Source organism: Xanthomonas sp., from assembly GCF_017163755.1.
Classification (GTDB): Bacteria; Pseudomonadota; Gammaproteobacteria; order Xanthomonadales; family Xanthomonadaceae; genus Xanthomonas_A.
Genome location: NZ_JAFIWC010000019.1, coordinates 80,159 through 98,240 on the forward strand (window position 1 = coordinate 80,159; position 18,082 = coordinate 98,240).

The following is an 18,082-nucleotide window of genomic DNA, read 5'->3' on the forward strand; positions in this document are numbered from 1 at the left end:
AACGGAGGCTCGTCAGGAGAACCCGCAACATGACGGTTACCGCCAACCAGGTTCTGCGCCCCCGTGGGCCGCAGATCGAACGCCTTACCGACAACCGCGCCAAGGTCGTAATCGAGCCCTTGGAGCGTGGTTACGGGCATACGCTGGGCAATGCCCTGCGTCGGGTGCTGCTGTCCTCGATTCCCGGCTTCGCCATCACCGAGGTCGAGATCGACGGCGTGCTGCACGAGTACACCACGGTCGAGGGGCTGCAGGAGGACGTGCTGGAAGTCCTGCTCAACCTCAAGGACGTGGCCATCCGCATGCATACCGGTGACAGCGCCACGCTGTCGCTGTCCAAGCAGGGTCCGGGCACGGTCACTGCCGCCGACATCAAGACCGACCACAACGTCGAGATCCTCAACAACGACCACGTGATCTGCCACCTGACCAAGGATACGGCGATCAACATGCGTCTGAAGATCGAGCGCGGTTTCGGCTACCAGCCGGCTGCCGCGCGCCGCCGTCCGGACGAAGAAACCCGCACCATCGGCCGCCTGGTCCTGGATGCGTCGTTCTCGCCGGTGCGCCGCGTCGCCTACGCCGTGGAATCGGCGCGCGTCGAGCAGCGTACCGACCTGGACAAGCTGGTCCTGGACATCGAGACCAACGGCACCATCGACGCCGAGGAAGCCGTGCGCACCGCCGCCGACATCCTCAGCGACCAGCTGTCGGTGTTCGGCGACTTCACCCATCGCGACCGTGGCGCGGCCAAGCCGGCCAGCAACGGCGTCGACCCGGTGCTATTGCGTCCGATCGACGACCTGGAACTGACCGTGCGTTCGGCCAACTGCCTGAAGGCCGAGAGCATCTACTACATCGGCGATCTGATCCAGAAGACCGAAGTGGAGCTGCTCAAGACCCCGAACCTGGGCAAGAAGTCGCTCACCGAGATCAAGGAAGTGCTGGCACAGCGCGGCCTGTCGCTCGGCATGAAGCTGGAGAACTGGCCGCCGGCCGGTGTCGCCCAGCACGGCATGCTCGGCTGATCGAAGCAGTAACGGTAGCCCGCATGCCTGGCATGCGGGCTACCGCGTTGTAGCGTCATCCGCATCGATGGGCCTGAACGCCCACGGTGCCGGTTGTCCAGGACGGGCGACCAAGGGCCATCCGCAGTCCGTGCTTCAACGCCAGGAAGGCGACAGCGAATCTCAGTCGTTTCACCATTACTCCAGGAATCAACACCATGCGCCACCAGAAATCCGGACGCAAGTTCAACCGCACCAGCGCGCATCGCGAAGCGATGTTCCGCAACATGGCTGCGTCGTTGTTCAAGCACGAACTGATCAAGACCACGCTGCCGAAGGCGAAGGAGCTGCGTCGCGTCGCCGAGCCGCTGATCACCATTTCCAAGGTCGACGGCGTCGCCAACCGCCGCCTGGCGTTCTCGCGCCTGCGCGACAAGGAAGCGGTGGGCAAGCTGTTCGTCGAGCTCGGCCCGCGCTACCAGTCGCGTCCCGGCGGCTACCTGCGCATCCTCAAGTGCGGCTTCCGCGCCGGCGACAACGCGCCGATGGCCTATGTCGAGCTGGTGGACCGCCCGACCGCGGTCGCCGAGGAAGTGGCCGAGTAATCCCGGCCGCAGCGCGACAAGCAGAAAGCCCGGCATGTCCGGGCTTTTTTGCGTCCGGACGATGGCGCTGCGGCATGCCGGCCCGCGCGGCACGTGGTGGCGAAGCGGGCGATGGCGGATAATGCCGCGATCGTTCATGTGAGCCCGTCCCGATGAACCCGTTACGCTGGAGTTTCCGCGCGCAGTTCCTGCTCGGCTTCCTGGTCTGCGCCGCGCTGCTGGGCTATGCGATCTACGTGCAGCTGCAGCTGGGCATCGAGCCCTGTCCGCTGTGCATCTTCCAGCGCATCGCGTTCGCCGCGCTGGGGTTGCTGTTCCTGGCCGGCGCCTTGCATGGCCCGGCGCGCAGCGGCGGGCGCAAGGCCTACGGCGTGCTGGCGTTCCTCGCGGCCGCGGTGGGGGCCGGCATCTCCGGCAAGCACGTGTCGGTGCAGCTGTTCCCCGATCCGATGGCTTCGTGCGGGCCGCCGCTGAGCTTCCTGCGCGAGACGCTGGGGCCGTTCGAGGCGATGCGCCGGGTGCTGACCGGCACCGGCGACTGCGGCAATATCGACTGGCGCTTCCTCGGCCTGTCGATGCCGATGTGGTGCCTGATCTGCTTCGTGCTGCTGGGCGCATTCGCGCTGTACGCCGGCTTCAAGGCGCGGCGGCGTACGCTGATCTGATCCCGGCCGCTACCGCCCGGCGCCGGGCGCTGCAGACGCCCGTGCGTTGCCTGTGCAGCGCTCGGGCAGCCGGATTGGCCGACAAGACATCGCTTCGCGTCCGCCGCGGCCCGGGCGCGCACGCAGGCGTCGCTCCTACCTCTCCGAACGCCTGGCGGCCTCGCCCGGACCGATAAGGCTTTGCGCGGCGCGCCGCCTCTGCGAACATGGCAGGTTGTCAAGGAGCCCGCACATGAGCCTTTCCGCCGCCGCCCCCGAAATCCCTCCGGCCTGGGCGCCCGTCAGCTGGCGCGGCAAACCCGCGCTGCAGATGCCGGTGTATCCGGACGCGCAGGCGCTGGAGGCGACCTTGGGCGAATTGCGCCACCTGCCGCCGCTGGTCACCTCGTGGGAGATCTTCGCGCTGAAGAAGCAGCTGGCCGAGGCCCAGGAAGGCAAGCGCTTCCTGCTGCAGGGCGGCGACTGCGCGGAGAACTTCAGCGACTGCGAGTCGGGTACGATCTCCAACCGGCTCAAGGTGCTGCTGCAGATGAGCCTGGTGCTGGTGCACGGGCTGCGCCTGCCGGTGGTGCGGGTGGGACGCTACGCCGGCCAGTACGCCAAGCCGCGTTCGGCCGATACCGAGACCCGCGACGGCGTGACCCTGCCCAGCTACCGCGGCGACGTGGTCAACGGGCCGGAATTCAACGAACAGGCGCGCATTCCCGATCCGCGGCGGATGATCACCGCGCATTCGCGCTCGGCGATGACGATGAACTTCGTGCGCGCGCTGATCGATGGCGGCTTCGCCGACCTGCACCACCCCGAATACTGGAACCTGAGCTGGGTCGGCTGCTCGCCGCTGGCCGAGGACTACCAGAAGATGGTGTCCTCGATCGGCGATGCGGTGCGCTTCATGGAGACCTTGTCCGGCGCGCAGCTGTACAACCTCAACCGGGTCGACTTCTACACCTCGCACGAAGCGCTGCTATTGCCGTACGAGGAGGCGCTGACCCGCGAGGTGCCGCGGCAGTGGGGCTGGTTCAACCTCAGCACGCACTATCCGTGGATCGGCATGCGCACCGCGGCGCTGGACGGCGCGCACGTGGAGTACTTCCGTGGCATCCGCAACCCGATCGCGATCAAGGTCGGGCCGTCGGCGCAGCCGGACCAGCTGTTGCGCCTGATCGACGTGCTCAATCCGGAAGACGAGCCGGGCCGGCTGACCTTCATCCATCGCATGGGCGCGGCGCAGATCGCGCAGAAGCTGCCGCCGCTGCTCGACGCGGTCAAACGCGACGGCCGCCGCGTGCTGTGGGTGTGCGATGCGATGCACGGCAATACCGAGAGCACCAGCAACGGCTACAAGACCCGGCGCTACGACAACGTGCTGGGCGAGGTAGAGCAATCGTTCGACATCCACGCCGCGGCCGGCACGCGGCTGGGCGGCGTGCACCTGGAACTGACCGGCGAGGACGTCACCGAATGCACCGGCGGCGCGCGCGAGTTGACCGAGCGCGACCTGGAGCGGGCCTACCGCTCCAGCGTGGATCCACGGCTGAACTACGAGCAGTCGCTGGAGATCGCGATGGCGATCGTGCGCAAGCAGAACGGACGCAGCTTGCCGCTGGCGACGGACTGACCCTGCCGGGGCTCGCAGCGGCGCATCGCGGCCGCTGGCGATCGCGCCTGGCGGGTAGGCCGTTGCGGTTGAAACCGCTCGGTGAGCGTGCGATGCGTACCCAAGGCGATCAATCCGCTCGTGCCGGCGAGCGCGCATCGTTCCGCGTGGCCGGTCCTGACGCCGCGCTCCGCACGCAGCACGCGCTGCCACGTCGTGCGCCTGCGTCGATGGAATCGCTGCGCCATGCGTGCAGCGGTGCCTGCGCCGCGACAGGCGGACGATGAGTGCGCGCTCGACAATGCGCTAATGGCGGCTTTGGCAAGCTGTGCCGACTCCTCTCCCCCGTTCAAGGAACGCGCATTGAATTTCGATCTCGAGTGGATCCCCTGGCATGGCTATACGGTGCCGATCGGCGCCGCACTGATCCTCGGATTCCTGGTCTGGTGGCTGATGCTGCGCATCGCCCAGCGCATGCGCGGACGCGATTACCGGCGTGCGCGCATCGTCGGGGTCATCAGCGTGCCGCTGGCGTTCCTGCTGCCGATGCTGATGCTCAGCTTCGCGCTGGAGTCCACGCCGCTGCAGGAGGAGGCGCTGGCGGAGATCCAGCACCTGCTGCACCTGGGCGTGATCGGCTGCATCACCTGGCTGCTGGTGCGTGGCGTGGCCGCGATCGAGCGCGCGATACTGCGCACCTATCCGATCGAAGTGTCCGACAACCTGACCGCGCGCCGCATCCAGACCCAGACCCGGGTGCTGTCGCGCGTGGCGATGGGCACGATCATCCTGCTCGGCGTGTCGATCATGCTGCTCACGTTCCCGGCGGTGCGGCAGATCGGCACCACGCTGCTGGCCTCGGCCGGCATCATCGGCCTGGTCGCCGGCATCGCCGCCAAGCCGGTGTTCGGCAACCTGATCGCCGGCCTGCAGATCGCCTTGACCCAGCCGATCCGGCTCGACGACGTGGTGATCGTCGAGGGCGAGTGGGGCCGCATCGAGGAGATCGGCAGTTCCTACGTGGTGGTGCGGATATGGGACGAGCGGCGCATGGTGGTGCCGCTGACCTGGTTCATCGAGAACCCGTTCCAGAACTGGACCCGCAGCAGCGCCGACCTGCTCGGCACCGCGTTCCTGTGGCTGGACTACCGCACGCCGATGGCGCAGGTGCGCGCCGAGCTGGAACGGATCTGCAAGAGCGAGCCGCTGTGGGACGGCCGCGTATGCGTGACCCAGGTGACCGACACCAGCGAGAGCACGATCCAGGTGCGCCTGCTGGTCAGCGCGCGCAATTCCGGCGATGCGTTCGACCTGCGTTGCATCGCGCGCGAGCGGATGATCGACTTCCTGATCCGCGAACATCCGTATGCGTTGCCGAAGCTGCGCGCGGAGATCTCGTCGGAGGCGTCGCGGCCGCTGCGGCCGGCGCCGGCGAGCAGCGATTCGACGGCGATGCGTTCGCCCGGTGCGGAGGACGGCGCGCCGGCGAAGGCGGCGACCGCGAACGCGGATACGGATGCCGATGCGGATCAGGCGCCGGGCGCCGCGAGACCGGGAACACCGTAGACGGGCATCGCGTGCGGCGGCGGTGCCGGCTGCGTAGTGCTGCCGGGGCCGCAATCGCCTTGGCAGTCCCGCTGCACCGATGCTGCAGCGCACGGCGGCAGGCGTGCCTTGCCTTTGGCCGGTCCGGGCGAACGCCCTCGCGCAAGCGCCGGTGTCCGGGCGCGGCGTCGGCATGGATGGGGGCCGTCGCATCAGCGCTGGTCAGATGTGCGGTGCCGGATGGCACGGAGCGGCGAACGCGGATCATGCAACGGGTCGCTCGTGTCGCGCCATCGCCGTCGCGGCCTGCATCCATCGCCGCAGCGTTGGCATCGCTCGCGGCCCGATATCGCGTCCCGGTCCGCTTACGGCTTGTCCGCGTGCGTCCGCACCGGCAGCGTCGGCAGGAATGCCGGCGGCCGGCGCGCGCGGCTGCGTTGTTCATAGGCGTAGCCGAGTTCGATCAGCCGCGGCTCGCTCCACGCCGGGCCCATGAAGATCAGCCCCAGCGGCAGGCCGTCGCTGTCGCCCATCGGCACGGTCAGGCTGGGATAGCCGGCGACCGCCGCCGCGCCATAGCTGCCGCCGGGAAAGTCGTCGCCGCGCGCCAGGTCGGTCTTCCATGCGCGGCCGGTGGTCGGCGCGATCAGCGCATCCAGCCGCTGCGCGCGCAGCGCCGCGTCGATGCCGTCGGCGCCGGCCATGCGCCGCGCCTTGGCGCGCGCGTCCAGATACGCCGGATCGTCCAGCCCGCCGCCGGCCTGCGCCTGCTCGAGCAGTTCCTGGCCGAAATGCGCCAGTTCGCGATCGGCGTGGCGCTGGTTGAACGCGATCAGCTGCGCCAGCGTGCGCAGCGGCGCGCGATGCTCCTGGAGATAGCGCTCCAGCCCGGCCTTGAACTCGGTCAGCAGCACGAGCAGTTCGGCGTCCTCCCACTGGCCATCGCCGGGAATGCGCGCATCGACCACGGTGGCGCCGGCCGCGCGCAAGGCCTGCACGGCGCGGTCCATCGCCGCGGCGATGTCCGGCGTCTGCGTCAGCGGCGAGGGCAGCAGGCCGATGCGCGCGCCGCGCAGCGCGCCGGGCTTGAGGTGCGCTGCGAAGTCGTAGTCCGCATGCGGGTTGGCCGTGGTGGCGGGATCGGCCGCATCGCGCGCGGCCAGCACCGTCAGCAGCGTGGCCGCGTCGGCGACGCTGCGCGTCATCGGTCCGGCGGTGTCCTGGCTGGCGGCAATGGGGATGATGCCGTCGCGGCTGACCAGGCCCACCGTCGGCTTCAGCCCGACCAGGCCGTTGACCGCGGCCGGGCAGACGATGCTGCCGTCGGTCTCGGTGCCGATGCCGGCCACGGCCAGGTTCGCCGCCACCGCCACGCCGGTGCCGGCGCTGGAGCCGCACGGGTTGCGGTCGAGCACGTAGGGGTTGCGGGTCTGCCCGCCACGCCCGCTCCAGCCGGAACTGGACTTGCCGGAGCGGAAGTTGGCCCATTCGCTGAGGTTGCTCTTGGCCAGGATCACCGCGCCGGCCTGGCGCAGGCGCTGCACCAGGAACGCATCGCGCTCCGGGCGGAAGTCGGCCAGGGCCAGCGATCCGGCCGAGTTGACCATCGGCCGCGCATCGATGTTGTCCTTGAGTACGATCGGGATGCCGTGCAGCGGGCCGCGCACGTGCCCGGCACGGCGCTCGGCGTCCAGCCGCCGCGCCTCGTCCAGCGCCTGCGGGTTGGTTTCGATGATCGCGTGCAGCGCCGGGCCGGCGCGGTCGAGCGCATCGATGCGCTGCAGGTAGGCGCGGGTCAGGGCGAGGCTATCGAATTCGCCGCGGCGCATCTGCGCCTGCAGCATGGCGATATCGGCTTCGGCATGGACGAAGGACTGCGGCGGCGACGGTTGCGCGGGCGCGGTGCGCGCCGCGCCGGCGCGGTGCTGGCAGCCGGCGACGGCGATGCACAGCAGCGGCAGCAAGACAGGCAGGCGCATCGGCAGGCTTCCCGGAGTGGCTCCAGGCAGGCTACGCAGCGATGCGGGGATTGGCAAACCGGCCGCGGCCGGCGCCATGGATCAGCGTCGCCGGCGGCGGACCAGGTCGCGGGCGAGGATGCCGACCACGGCCAGGTTGACCACCAGCACCGCCCATGCGGCCCAGCCGGGATGGCGCACGATCGCGTAGATGTCGAACGGCAGGTAGATCGCCGCCGACAGGCAGCCGAGCAGCGAGGCCCATGCCTTGGCACGCCACAGGCCCCAGGCTTCGACCAGATGCAGGATGCCGTAGGCGAGCATGCCGGCCGCGGCCAGGTGCACCGCGTCCGGGTTGATCATGGTGAGCAGCGACGGCAGCGCGCCGTGCTCGGGGTCCAGGCTGAAACGGACGATCAGTTTGCCCACCGCCGCGCGCAGCGGCAGCGGGCCCATGATCTCCAGCCCGGTGGCCGCCAGCACCGCCAGCAGGCCCTTGCCGGCCTCCAGCAGTGCGATCAGGTGCAAGCCCGGATGCGCATGCGGATCCGGGTTGTACGCGGCGTCGGCCACGTGGGGCGGGCGATCAGCCGCCGCGACCGGCGCGCTTGCGGTCGCTTTCGGTCAGGAACTTCTTGCGCAGGCGGATTTCCTTCGGGGTGACCTCGACCAGTTCGTCGTCCTCGATGAAGTCCAGCGCCTGTTCCAGCGTGTACTTGATCGCCGGCGTCAGCTTGATCGCATCGTCCTTGCCCGAGGCGCGCATGTTGGTCAGCGGCTTGGTCTTGATCGCGTTGACGGTCAGGTCGTTGTCCTTGGAATGGATGCCGATCAGCTGGCCTTCGTACACGTTGTCGCCTTCGGCGGCGAACAGACGGCCACGCTCTTCCAGCGGCCCCAGCGAGTAGGCGGGGGTGGCGCCGGCGGCATTGGCGATCATCACGCCGTTCTGGCGCTTGGCGATCGGGCCGGTTTCCTTCGGGCCGTAGTGGTCGAACACGTGGAACAGCAGGCCCGAGCCCTGGGTCAGGGTGCGGAACTCGTTCTGGAAGCCGATCAGGCCGCGCGCCGGGATCATGTAGTCCAGGCGCACGCGGCCCTTGCCGTCCGGTTCCATGTTCTTCAGCTGGGCCTTGCGGATGCCGAGCTTCTCCATCACGCCGCCCTGGTGCTGTTCCTCGATGTCCACCACCAGCTGCTCGATCGGCTCCATCAGCTGGCCGTCGATCTCCTTGATGATCACTTCCGGGCGCGACACCGCCAGTTCGAAGCCTTCGCGGCGCATGTTCTCGATCAGCACCGACAGGTGCAGCTCGCCGCGGCCGGAGACCAGGAACTTGTCCGGATCCGAACCTTCCTCGACCTTCAGCGCGACGTTGTGCAGGGTCTCGCGCTCCAGGCGCTCGCGGATCTGGCGGCTGGTGATGAACTTGCCGCCGCTGTGCTCCTTGCTGCCGGCGAACGGCGAGTTGTTGACCTGGAAGGTCATGCTGATGGTCGGCTCGTCCACGGTCAGCGCCGGCAGCGCTTCCGGAGTGTCCAGCGCGCACACCGTATCGGAGATGCTCATGTCGGCCACGCCGGAGATGGCGACGATGTCGCCGGCCTCGGCTTCCTCCACTTCCACCCGCTCCAGGCCCATGAAGCCGAGCACCTGCAGGATCTTGCCCTGGCGCTTCTTGCCTTCGCGGTCGACGATGCTGACCGGCATGTTCTTCTTGACCTTGCCGCGCTGGATGCGGCCGATGCCGATCAGGCCGACGAAGTTGTTGTAGTCCAGCTGGCTGATGCGCATCTGGAACGGACCGTCCGGGTCCACCTGCGGCGGCGCCACGTGCTTCATGATCGCTTCGTACAGCGGGGTCATGTCGCCTTCGCGCGCGCTGTCGTCCAGGCTCGCGTAGCCGTGCAGCGCCGAGGCGTAGACGATCGGGAAGTCGAGCTGTTCGTTGGTCGCGCCGAGCTTGTCGAACAGGTCGAACACCTGGTCGATCACCCAGTCCGGACGCGCGCCGGGGCGGTCGATCTTGTTCACCACCACGATCGGCTTGAAGCCCATCGCGAAGGCCTTCTGGGTCACGAAGCGGGTCTGCGGCATCGGCCCGTCCATCGCGTCGACCAGGATCAGCACCGAGTCCACCATCGACAGCACGCGCTCCACTTCGCCGCCGAAGTCGGCGTGTCCGGGGGTGTCGACGATGTTGATGCGGTTGCCCTGCCAGGTGATGGCCGTGTTCTTGGCCAGGATCGTGATGCCACGTTCCTTTTCCTGATCGTTGCTGTCCATCACGCGCTCGGCCAGCACCGTACGCTCGGAGAGGGTGCCGGACTGCTTCAGCAGGCAGTCGACGAGGGTGGTTTTGCCATGGTCGACGTGGGCGACGATGGCGATATTGCGAAGATTTTCGATGGACATGCGAAAGGGGGCCGACCGGCGCCAGAAGGGAAGGAAAGTAAGCCCCCTATTATACCTGTATCCGGGGCGGGCTGCCGGACGCCGGCCGGCGGGCGCCGCAGGCGCCTGTTCAGCTGGGTTTTTCGGTGCCGGCAGGGGAAGGCGAAGCGGGCTGCCGTGTATCCTATGCGGCCATCGTGACGACCCCGTTTCCAAGGAATCCCATGTCCCTGATCGCCCATTTCGACACCGCCCGCGGCCCGATCAAGATCGAGCTGTACCCCGACAAGGCGCCGCTGACCGTGGCCAACTTCGTCAATCTGGCCAAGCGCGGCTTCTACGACGGGCTGAGCTTCCACCGCGTGATCGCCGACTTCATGATCCAGGGCGGCTGCCCGGAAGGCTCCGGCCGCGGCGGCCCCGGCTACCGCTTCGAGGACGAGACCGACAACGGCGTGCGCCACGAGCGCGGCGTGCTGTCGATGGCCAACGCCGGCCCCAGCACCAACGGCAGCCAGTTCTTCATCACCCACACCGCCACGCCGTGGCTGGATGGCAAGCACACCGTGTTCGGCAAGGTGGTCGAAGGCCTGGACGTGGTCGACAGCGTCGCCCAGGGCGATGCGATCAACAAGATCACCATCGAAGGCGACGCCGATGCGGTGCTGGCGGCCAAGGCCGACCGCGTCGCCGAGTGGAACCGCCTGCTCGGCGCCTGAGCCCGTGTGCGGCCGGCCGGTCACGGCCGGCCGCGCCTGCCCTGCGTGCTAACATTTCCCGGTTGACCGCCGCACTCGATTGCCGATGACGATGCGCTCCCTTCTGGTATGCCTGCTGCTGCTCGGTCTGGGCGGCGGCGCGCATGCGTGGTGGCAGAGCCGTGCGGACGATGCGCCGCTGGCCGCCGACGATCCGCGCCGGCTCACCGGCGACAGCGGCATCGTGATGCTCGCCGCCGAATGGTGCGGCTACTGCCGCCAGCAACAGGCCGATTTCGAGCGCGCCAAGGTGCGCTACCGCGTGCTGGACGTGGACCAGGAAGACGGCCGCCGCGCCGCCGCCGCGCTCGGGCGCGAAGGCGTGCCGATCACCGTGATCGGCCAGCAGGTGATCGACGGCTACGACACCGAGGCGCTGGACGAACGGCTGACCCCGCTGGGTTACCGCGTCTACTGACACCCATCCCCACTTTTTTCGCAGAGGATTCCCCCATGAAGACACCCGTACGTGTTGCCGTGACCGGCGCTGCCGGCCAGATCGGTTATGCCCTGCTGTTCCGGATCGCTTCCGGCGAGATGCTGGGCAAGGACCAGCCGGTGATCCTGCAGTTGCTCGAGCTGCCGATGGAGAAGGCCCAGGCCGCGCTGAAGGGCGTGATGATGGAGCTGGAAGACTGCGCGTTCCCGCTGCTGGCCGGCATGGTCGGCACCGACGACGCCGAAGTGGCGTTCAAGGACGCCGACATCGCCCTGCTGGTCGGCGCGCGTCCGCGCGGCCCGGGCATGGAGCGCAAGGACCTGCTGCTGGAGAACGCGAAGATCTTCACCGCGCAGGGCGCGGCGCTGAACAAGGTCGCCAGCCGCAACGTCAAGGTGCTGGTGGTCGGCAACCCGGCCAACACCAACGCCTACATCGCGATGAAGTCGGCGCCGGACCTGAACCCGAAGAACTTCACCGCGATGCTGCGCCTGGACCACAACCGCGCGCTGAGCCAGCTGGCGCTCAAGCTCGGCAAGCCGGTCGGCGGCATCGAGAAGCTGGTGGTGTGGGGCAACCACAGCCCGACCATGTACCCGGACTACCGCTTCGCCACCGCCGACGGCGCCTCGGTCGCCGAGGCGATCAACGACCAGGACTGGAACGCCGGCACCTTCATCCCCACCGTCGGCAAGCGCGGCGCGGCGATCATCGAAGCGCGCGGCCTGTCCTCGGCCGCCTCGGCCGCCAACGCCGCCATCGACCACGTGCGCGACTGGGTGTTGGGTAGCAACGGCAAGTGGGTCACGATGGGCGTGCCGTCCGACGGCAGCTACGGCATCCCGGAAGGGGTGATGTTCGGCTTCCCGGTGACCACTCAGAACGGCGAGTACACGCTGGTCAAGGACCTGCCGATCGACGAGTTCAGCCGCAAGTACATCGACAAGACCCTGGCCGAGCTGGAAGAAGAACGCAGCGGCGTGGCGCACCTGCTGGGTTGATCCGGCAGGCGGGACGGTTCAGGACGCCGGGGACATCCCCGGCGTTTTCGTTTGCGGCAGGGTCGGGGAGCGAGGTGGCTGGATTCGTGTGGATCTTGTTGACGGCGCCGTTGGCGCCGGCCGCCCGGCGGCAGCTGGAGACGCGGTCCGCATGCCCGGCGCTGCCGTTGCGCCGCGGCGATGACGGCGATGCGGGCCGGCCGCCGAGGCGCGCGCGATGATGAATCTGATCCACTGGCGGCTGCTGGTCGCCGTCGCCGAGGCCGGCAACATCACCCGTGCGGCGCAGCGTTGCGGCATCACCCAGTCCGGCGCCAGCCAGGCCATCGCGCAGATGGAAGCGTTGCTTGGCGCGGCGCTGTTCGCGCGCGAGCGTGGCCAGGTGCGGCCGACCGCCTTCGGCGAAGAGGTGCTGGCGCATGCGCGCGGCATGCTCGCCGAACTGGCGGCGATCCAGGCGCTGGCCGCGCAGGCGCGGCGGACGCCGCCGACACGGCTGCGCCTGGCCGGCTTCCCGTCGTCGCTGGCGTTGCTGCAGCCGCGGCTGCAGGCGTTCGCGCGGCGCCACCCGCAGCACGCGCTGGTGCTGCTGGAAGGCAGCGACGAGGAAATCGAGGCGTGGCTGGAGGCCGGCCACGTCGACCTGGGCGTGGTGCTGGATCCGGCGCCGGCGCGGGAGGCGCAGCCGCTGGGATGCGACGAGTGGGTGGCGGTGCTGCCGGCCGGCGACGCGCAGGGCGACGCCGCCGCGCCGATCGCGCTGGAGGCGTTGCTGGCGCGGCCGTTCGTGCTGGCCACCGGCGGCTGCCGGGTCAATGCCGAATTGCTGGCCGAGCGCGCCGGACTGCGCCTGCGCGACGTGCGCATGACGGTGCGCGACTGGGCCAGCGCGCTGGCGCTGGTGCGCGAAGGCGTGGGCGCGACGCTGCTGCCCGCATCGACGCTGCCGGCGGCGCGCCAGGGCCTGCACGTACGCGCGCTGCAGCCGCCGCTGTATCGCCGCTTCGCCCTGGCGCGCAGCGCGGCCGCGGCCGACGCGCCGGCAGTGCGGGCGCTGCTGGCGTTCCTTGCCGAGCAGTAGCGCAGTTACTGGCCGCGCGCTGAAATCCTGATTTCCACTGGCGCGCGGCGTTGCGCAGACTGCGTCCTCGCCGCGGCATGCGCGTGCGAAGCAAGGCCGCGTCGCGCGGCATCCCCGACTGGAGATTCCCGATGAAACTGTATTTCGCCGCCGGCGCCTGCTCGCTGGCGCCGCATATCGTGCTGCGCGAACTGGCGCTGCCGTTCGAACTGGTCCGCGTCGACAACCGCAGCAAGCGCACCGCCGATGGCCGCGATTTCCTGTCGATCAACCCGAAGGGATACGTCGCCGCGCTGGCGCTCGACGACGGCCAGGTGCTGAGCGAGGGTCCGGCGATCCTGCAGTTCCTCGCCGACCTGCGCCCGCAGGCCGGGTTGGCGCCGAGCCACGGCATGGCGCGTGCGCGGCTGCAGGAGTGGCTGGCGTTCCTCAACAGCGAAGTGCATGCCGGTTGCGCGCCATTGTTCGATGCCTCGCTGCCGGCAGCGGCGCACGCCCATTTCCGCGCGCGGCTGGAGCGTCGGCTGGGCTACCTGGACGGCGCGCTGGGCGATCGGCGGCACCTGCTCGGGCGAGACTTCGGGGTCGCCGATGCCTATCTGTTCACGCTGCTCGGCTGGCTGCCGCGCTTCGGCATCGAGCTGGCGCAGTGGCCTGCATTGGCCGCCTTCCAGGCGCGCGTCGGCATGCGCGCCGCAGTGCGCGCCGCCCTGGCCGCCGAGGTACGGGCCGCGCCGGTGCCCTGAGGCGGCTTCGACCAAGGTCGGGCGGTGGCGGCGCCGCGATGGGACTATGCTCGGCGCTCGTGACCGCGGGTCTGGGAGGGCTGTGTGAGCTACGAAGCGACCTATCGCCGTTCGATCGAGCGGCCGGAGGAATTCTGGGCCGAGCAGGCCGAGGCCATTCACTGGCAGCCGCCGCCGCAACAGATCCTCGATTATTCGCATCCGCCGTTCCGGCGCTGGTTCGCCGGCGGGCAGACCAACCTGTGCTACAACGCGCTCGACCGGCACCTGCCCGAACGCGCCGGGCAGCTGGCGCTGGTCGCGGTGTCCAGCGAAACCGGCGACACGCGCGAGTTCACCTACGCCGCGCTGCATCGCGAAGTGAACGCCTTCGCCGCGGTGCTGCAGCGCCTGGACGTGCAGCGTGGCGACCGCGTGGTGATCTACATGCCGAACATGGCCGAGGCGGTGTTCGCGATGCTGGCCTGCGCGCGCATCGGCGCGGTGCACTCGGTGGTGTTCGGCGGCTTCGCCGCGCACAACCTGGCGCTGCGCATCGACGACGCGCGGCCCAAGCTGCTGATCGCCGCCGACGCCGGCAGCCGCGGCGGCAAGGTCATTCCCTACAAGCCGCTGATCGATGCGGCCTGCGCCGAGGCGCAGGCGCCTCCGCCGAAGGTGCTGATCGTCTCGCGCGGGCTGGATCCGGCCGAGCCGAGACAGGCGCCGCGCGACGTGGACTATGCGGCGCTGCGCGCCGAGGTCGGCGATGCGCAGGTGCCGGTGGTGTGGCTGGAGTCCAACGAGCCCAGCTACCTGCTGTACACCTCCGGCACCACCGGCAAGCCCAAGGGCGTGCAGCGCGACGTCGGCGGCTATGCGGTGGCGCTGGCGTTGTCGATGCGCACCGTGTTCGATTGCGCGCCGGGCCAGGTGATGTTCTCCACCTCCGATGTCGGCTGGGCGGTGGGGCATTCGTACAACGTCTACGGCCCGCTGATCGGCGGCTGCACCACGCTGCTGTACGAAGGGCTGCCGGTACGCCCGGATCCGGGCGTGTGGTGGGCGCTGTGCGAGAAGTACGGCGTGCGCACCATGTTCTCTTCGCCGACCGCGATCCGCGTGCTGAAGAAGCACGACGCGCGGCACATCCGCGACCGCGACCTGTCCGCGCTGAAGTATCTGTTCCTCGCCGGCGAACCGCTGGACGAACCGACCGCGCAGTGGATCAGCGGCGCGCTCGGCAAGCCGATCATCGACAACTACTGGCAGACCGAGACCGGCTGGCCGGCGCTGACCCTGCTGCCGGGGCTGGAGATGAAGCCGGTGAAGTTCGGCTCGCCGGGCCTGCCGAACCTGGGCTACCGGATGAAGATCGTCGACGAGCGCAGCGGCGAGGAAGTGCCGGCCGGGCGCAAGGGCGTGCTGGTGATCGTGCCGCCGCTGCCGCCGGGCTGCATGACCACGGTGTGGAACGACGACGCGCGCTTCCTGAGCAGCTACTTCAGCCACTTCGACGAACTGCTGTACAGCTCGCTGGACTGGGCGATCCGCGACGAGGACGGCTATACCTTCATCCTCGGCCGCACCGACGACGTGATCAACGTCGCCGGCCACCGCCTGGGCACGCGCGAGATCGAGGAGGCCATCGCCGGCCATCCCGGCGTGGCCGAAGTGGCGGTGATCGGCATGCACGATGAGCTCAAGGGCCAGGTGCCGATCGTGTTCGCGACGATGAAGCAGGCGCCGCAGGGCGACACCGCCGAACTGGTGGCGCAGTTGCAGCAGACGGTGGTCGAGCGGCTCGGCGCGGTGGCGCGGCCGGCGCAGGTGTACCTGGTCAACGCGTTGCCGAAGACGCGCTCGGGCAAGCTGCTGCGACGTTCGCTGCAGGCGCTCGCCGAGCGCCGCGATCCGGGCGACCTGTCGACGCTGGACGATCCGGCGGCGCTGGACGACATCCGCCGCGCGTTGGGCCATTGATTCGCCGCCGCCGGCGGCTCAGGATGCGCAGGACAGGCGGAGCCGCGCGGGGGCGCGGCGGCGCAGGCGCGCAGGCCGGGCACGGCAGCGCCGCGCGGTCGGCCTGGAGCACGTCAGGGGGGAGGGAAACATGAGCCAGCGATACGGCAAGACCGAGGCGGGACGGCAGGAAATCGTGGATCGCGGCCGGCGCCTGCCGGCGGTGCTGCGCTCGATCCTGCTGATCGTGGACGGGCAGAAGGAAGATGCGGCGCTGCAACAGATCATCGGCGGCCTGCACGCGCCCGCCGACGCGCTGTCGCAACTCGAGCAGATGGGGTTGATCCAGCGCGGCGCCGGCGACCCCGTGCCAGCGGCGGCAACGGCGACGTCGCCAGCGCCGGCAGCCGCGGCTGCGAGCGAAGCGCCACACGCCGACGCACCGCCGTTGCAGGCGGAAGTCTCCGATGCGTCGGCGCAGCGCCATTCGCGGCTGTACGACGCGATGAGCGAGGCGGTACGCCAGCACCTGGGGCTGAAAGGCTATTTCATGCAGTTGAAGATCGAGCGCTGCAGCGACGTCGCGGCGCTGGAGGCGCTGTTGCCGGAGTTCGTCGCCGCGCTCGCCAAAGCCACCAGTCCGGCGCTGGCGTCGCGCTGGATGCAGGAAACGCTGCAGACCGACGCGACGAACTGAACGTCGCCAGCGCGCAGCGGCGTCGCTGTGGCGGGGCGATGGCGGCGCCGCGCACGTGCCGGCGCCGCCGCTGCGCGATCAACCCGGATTCAATCCTTCGGCGCCGAGGGCGGCCTGCACGTCGGCATCGCCGAGCATGCGCTGCACGAACGCGTCCAGCGCATGCAGGCCGTCCAGCTCGACGCCGACCTTGCGCGCCCACAGCAGGGTCACGAACAGGTAGGCGTCGGCACCGGAGCGCGCACCGTTGGCCAGCCATGCCTGCGTCTGCAGGTGCGCGTCGACCCGTTCGTACAGCGTGCGCAGCTTCTGCCGCGCGTCGCGATGGCTGAGTTCGATCAGCGCCTTGTCCTGCAGGTACGCGGTGCTGCCGAAGATCGGCTTGAAGGCCGGATGCAGGTCGGCGTTGACGAAGGCGATCCAGCGGTTGATCTCGGCACGCGTGCGCGCGCTGCCGTCGCCAGCCAGGCCGCTGGCCGGGGCCAGGTCGGCGATGTAGTTGAGGATCGCCGCGTTCTGGGTCAGCGCCCAGTCGTCCACGGTCAGCACCGGCACCGAGCCGGCCGGATTGAGCCTGAGATATTCCGGCGACTTGATGCCGGCGCCGTCCATCACCTGCAGTTCGAACGGCAACCCGGACCAGCGCAGCGCGATATGGTCGGCCAGCGAGCAGGCGCCGGGTTTGGTGTAGAGCTTCATGCGGACTCCGCAGATACAGGGCAGGCGAGATTACCGCCAAGCGCGCCCGCTGCGTGAGTGGCGATCAGGACGCGTTGCGCGGGCGCAGCTTCTGCACGCGATAGAACGTGTGGTCGCCGATCGTGGCCACCTGGTAGGCGTTGCGCCAGCTCGGGCTGGCGATCGCATGCGCAGCGAAGTGGCTGGCGCCGGGCACGATCTCCTTGCGCTCGCCCTGCGGCAGCGCCCAGTTGCGTTCGGCGGCGAAGGCCACGTCGACCGCGTCGGCCCAGGCGTCGTCGTTCTTCAGTTCGGTGCCGGGTTTGACCAGGCCGGGCGCGAACTGCTTGCGCGCGGTGACCACCTGGCACATCGAGTTGCCCCACAGGCCGCTGTCCAGGCGCCGCAGCGCGACTTCGGCCACTGCCTGCTGCCCGCGCAGGGTCTGGTCGCGCGCTTCCAGGTACACGGTGGTGCTCAAGCACAGCGAATCGGCGGCCGGCTGCGGCAGCAACTGCGACAACCAGAGTATCCAGGCCAGTTTCATATAACTCCTTGCTCCGTATGGGCCCTCATCGAAGTCCCGCCGGATGGCAGGCATGGCGATGCGGCTTGGCGTCATGGGGAGGCGGCCTGTCACGGGCCGCCCGGGTGCCGGCGCAATGTGGAGGCCGGCGCATCCACCAGAGGGGCGGACGGGAAGTGGCGCGGACGATAGGCCGCGCCTACCCAATCGGAACTGAACCCGGGTTGTTGACAGCGGTCACAAGAACGGGCTGGTCCGCGGGCGTGCGCGCGTCGGGAACGACGTGCCGATGGGCGCAGCAGGACGTCCGCGTGCACCATCACCGCGATCGAAACGACGGTCGGCGCGATGCGCCGGCGTGGACGTTGTCGGCGCTGCCGGCCGCCTGGGCATGGTCCCGTTCGCGCGCGCTGGACTGCGCCGGGCGATGCGGCGCACCC

At 69.5% G+C, this 18,082-nt stretch carries 17 protein-coding genes; 12 read left to right on the forward strand and 5 right to left on the reverse strand.

What is annotated here, in order from left to right; translation table 11 throughout:
• Nucleotides 1–29: 29 nt before the first annotated feature.
• From JR065_RS13950 to JR065_RS13970, 5 genes are all read left to right on the forward strand, one after another.
• The gene (locus tag JR065_RS13950; protein ID WP_010340455.1) at nt 30–1,028 is read left to right on the forward strand and encodes a DNA-directed RNA polymerase subunit alpha; all 999 of its coding nucleotides are present in this window, start codon (nt 30–32) and stop codon (nt 1,026–1,028) included.
• Between the two features lie 197 nt (nt 1,029–1,225).
• Nucleotides 1,226–1,612: a 50S ribosomal protein L17 gene (gene rplQ / locus JR065_RS13955; protein WP_206234854.1), complete on the forward strand. Its 387-nt coding sequence runs from the start codon at nt 1,226–1,228 to the stop codon at nt 1,610–1,612.
• 152 nt (nt 1,613–1,764) lie between these two features.
• A complete protein-coding gene (locus JR065_RS13960; RefSeq protein ID WP_206234855.1) occupies nt 1,765–2,277 on the forward strand; it encodes a disulfide bond formation protein B in 513 nt (170 codons plus the stop codon).
• Between the two features lie 232 nt (nt 2,278–2,509).
• The gene (locus JR065_RS13965; RefSeq protein ID WP_206234856.1) at nt 2,510–3,898 is read left to right on the forward strand and encodes a class II 3-deoxy-7-phosphoheptulonate synthase; all 1,389 of its coding nucleotides are present in this window, start codon (nt 2,510–2,512) and stop codon (nt 3,896–3,898) included.
• 342 nt (nt 3,899–4,240) lie between these two features.
• Nucleotides 4,241–5,443 carry a mechanosensitive ion channel family protein gene (locus JR065_RS13970; protein ID WP_241093618.1) on the forward strand — a complete coding sequence of 401 codons (1,203 nt, stop codon included), beginning with the start codon at nt 4,241–4,243 and terminating at the stop codon, nt 5,441–5,443.
• Between the two features lie 344 nt (nt 5,444–5,787).
• Here the strand turns inward: JR065_RS13970 and JR065_RS13975 are convergent, their stop codons facing one another.
• The 3 genes from JR065_RS13975 to typA all read right to left on the reverse strand — a co-directional run bounded on the left by JR065_RS13975 (nt 5,788) and on the right by typA (nt 9,796).
• Nucleotides 5,788–7,401, reverse strand: a complete 1,614-nt coding sequence (locus JR065_RS13975) for an amidase (protein WP_206234859.1) — start codon at nt 7,399–7,401, stop codon at nt 5,788–5,790.
• 81 nt (nt 7,402–7,482) lie between these two features.
• Nucleotides 7,483–7,953 carry a DUF2127 domain-containing protein gene (locus JR065_RS13980; RefSeq protein WP_206234860.1) on the reverse strand — a complete coding sequence of 157 codons (471 nt, stop codon included), beginning with the start codon at nt 7,951–7,953 and terminating at the stop codon, nt 7,483–7,485.
• A 13-nt stretch (nt 7,954–7,966) separates the two neighbouring features.
• Nucleotides 7,967–9,796: a translational GTPase TypA gene (gene typA / locus JR065_RS13985; RefSeq protein ID WP_206234861.1), complete on the reverse strand. Its 1,830-nt coding sequence runs from the start codon at nt 9,794–9,796 to the stop codon at nt 7,967–7,969.
• Between the two features lie 203 nt (nt 9,797–9,999).
• Here typA and JR065_RS13990 point away from each other — a divergent pair, with 203 nt between their 5' ends.
• The 7 genes from JR065_RS13990 to JR065_RS14020 all read left to right on the forward strand — a co-directional run bounded on the left by JR065_RS13990 (nt 10,000) and on the right by JR065_RS14020 (nt 16,438).
• Nucleotides 10,000–10,494, forward strand: a complete 495-nt coding sequence (locus tag JR065_RS13990; RefSeq protein WP_206234863.1) for a peptidylprolyl isomerase — start codon at nt 10,000–10,002, stop codon at nt 10,492–10,494.
• 85 nt (nt 10,495–10,579) lie between these two features.
• A complete protein-coding gene (locus JR065_RS13995; protein ID WP_241093619.1) occupies nt 10,580–10,951 on the forward strand; it encodes a glutaredoxin family protein in 372 nt (123 codons plus the stop codon).
• Between the two features lie 35 nt (nt 10,952–10,986).
• Nucleotides 10,987–11,973: a malate dehydrogenase gene (locus JR065_RS14000; RefSeq protein WP_206234864.1), complete on the forward strand. Its 987-nt coding sequence runs from the start codon at nt 10,987–10,989 to the stop codon at nt 11,971–11,973.
• Nucleotides 11,974–12,190: 217 nt separating this feature from the next.
• Nucleotides 12,191–13,054: a LysR family transcriptional regulator gene (locus JR065_RS14005; RefSeq protein ID WP_206234865.1), complete on the forward strand. Its 864-nt coding sequence runs from the start codon at nt 12,191–12,193 to the stop codon at nt 13,052–13,054.
• A 131-nt stretch (nt 13,055–13,185) separates the two neighbouring features.
• Nucleotides 13,186–13,800 carry a glutathione transferase GstA gene (gstA, locus tag JR065_RS14010; protein ID WP_206234866.1) on the forward strand — a complete coding sequence of 205 codons (615 nt, stop codon included), beginning with the start codon at nt 13,186–13,188 and terminating at the stop codon, nt 13,798–13,800.
• Nucleotides 13,801–13,884: 84 nt separating this feature from the next.
• Nucleotides 13,885–15,762 (forward strand): propionate--CoA ligase, encoded by a 1,878-nt coding sequence (gene prpE / locus JR065_RS14015; RefSeq protein ID WP_206234867.1) that lies wholly within the window; start codon nt 13,885–13,887, stop codon nt 15,760–15,762.
• A gap of 130 nt (nt 15,763–15,892) precedes the next feature.
• Nucleotides 15,893–16,438, forward strand: coding sequence for a hypothetical protein (locus tag JR065_RS14020; RefSeq protein ID WP_206234868.1), 546 nt, complete (start codon nt 15,893–15,895; stop codon nt 16,436–16,438).
• A 78-nt stretch (nt 16,439–16,516) separates the two neighbouring features.
• Here JR065_RS14020 and JR065_RS14025 read toward each other — a convergent pair whose 3' ends face one another.
• On the reverse strand, nt 16,517–17,137 hold the full coding sequence (locus JR065_RS14025) for a glutathione S-transferase N-terminal domain-containing protein (RefSeq protein ID WP_206234869.1): 621 nt from the start codon (nt 17,135–17,137) through the stop codon (nt 16,517–16,519).
• A gap of 64 nt (nt 17,138–17,201) precedes the next feature.
• On the reverse strand, nt 17,202–17,663 hold the full coding sequence (locus JR065_RS14030) for a cell wall hydrolase (RefSeq protein ID WP_206234871.1): 462 nt from the start codon (nt 17,661–17,663) through the stop codon (nt 17,202–17,204).
• Nucleotides 17,664–18,082: the final 419 nt, after the last annotated feature.

What these genes read in the sequence shown, in the direction of transcription:
- JR065_RS14000 (WP_206234864.1), top strand. Translation starts at nt 10,987, where the DNA reads ATGAAGACACCCGTACGTGTTGCCGTGACCGGCGCTGCCGGCCAGATC.
- JR065_RS13965 (WP_206234856.1), top strand. Translation starts at nt 2,510, where the DNA reads ATGAGCCTTTCCGCCGCCGCCCCCGAAATCCCTCCGGCCTGGGCGCCC.
- JR065_RS13990 (WP_206234863.1), top strand. Translation starts at nt 10,000, where the DNA reads ATGTCCCTGATCGCCCATTTCGACACCGCCCGCGGCCCGATCAAGATC.
- JR065_RS14025 (WP_206234869.1), bottom strand. Translation starts at nt 17,137, where the DNA reads ATGAAGCTCTACACCAAACCCGGCGCCTGCTCGCTGGCCGACCATATC.
- JR065_RS13975 (WP_206234859.1), bottom strand. Translation starts at nt 7,401, where the DNA reads ATGCGCCTGCCTGTCTTGCTGCCGCTGCTGTGCATCGCCGTCGCCGGC.
- typA (WP_206234861.1), bottom strand. Translation starts at nt 9,796, where the DNA reads ATGTCCATCGAAAATCTTCGCAATATCGCCATCGTCGCCCACGTCGAC.
- JR065_RS14020 (WP_206234868.1), top strand. Translation starts at nt 15,893, where the DNA reads ATGAGCCAGCGATACGGCAAGACCGAGGCGGGACGGCAGGAAATCGTG.
- gstA (WP_206234866.1), top strand. Translation starts at nt 13,186, where the DNA reads ATGAAACTGTATTTCGCCGCCGGCGCCTGCTCGCTGGCGCCGCATATC.
- JR065_RS13960 (WP_206234855.1), top strand. Translation starts at nt 1,765, where the DNA reads ATGAACCCGTTACGCTGGAGTTTCCGCGCGCAGTTCCTGCTCGGCTTC.
- JR065_RS14030 (WP_206234871.1), bottom strand. Translation starts at nt 17,663, where the DNA reads ATGAAACTGGCCTGGATACTCTGGTTGTCGCAGTTGCTGCCGCAGCCG.
- JR065_RS13995 (WP_241093619.1), top strand. Translation starts at nt 10,580, where the DNA reads ATGACGATGCGCTCCCTTCTGGTATGCCTGCTGCTGCTCGGTCTGGGC.
- rplQ (WP_206234854.1), top strand. Translation starts at nt 1,226, where the DNA reads ATGCGCCACCAGAAATCCGGACGCAAGTTCAACCGCACCAGCGCGCAT.
- JR065_RS14005 (WP_206234865.1), top strand. Translation starts at nt 12,191, where the DNA reads ATGATGAATCTGATCCACTGGCGGCTGCTGGTCGCCGTCGCCGAGGCC.
- JR065_RS13950 (WP_010340455.1), top strand. Translation starts at nt 30, where the DNA reads ATGACGGTTACCGCCAACCAGGTTCTGCGCCCCCGTGGGCCGCAGATC.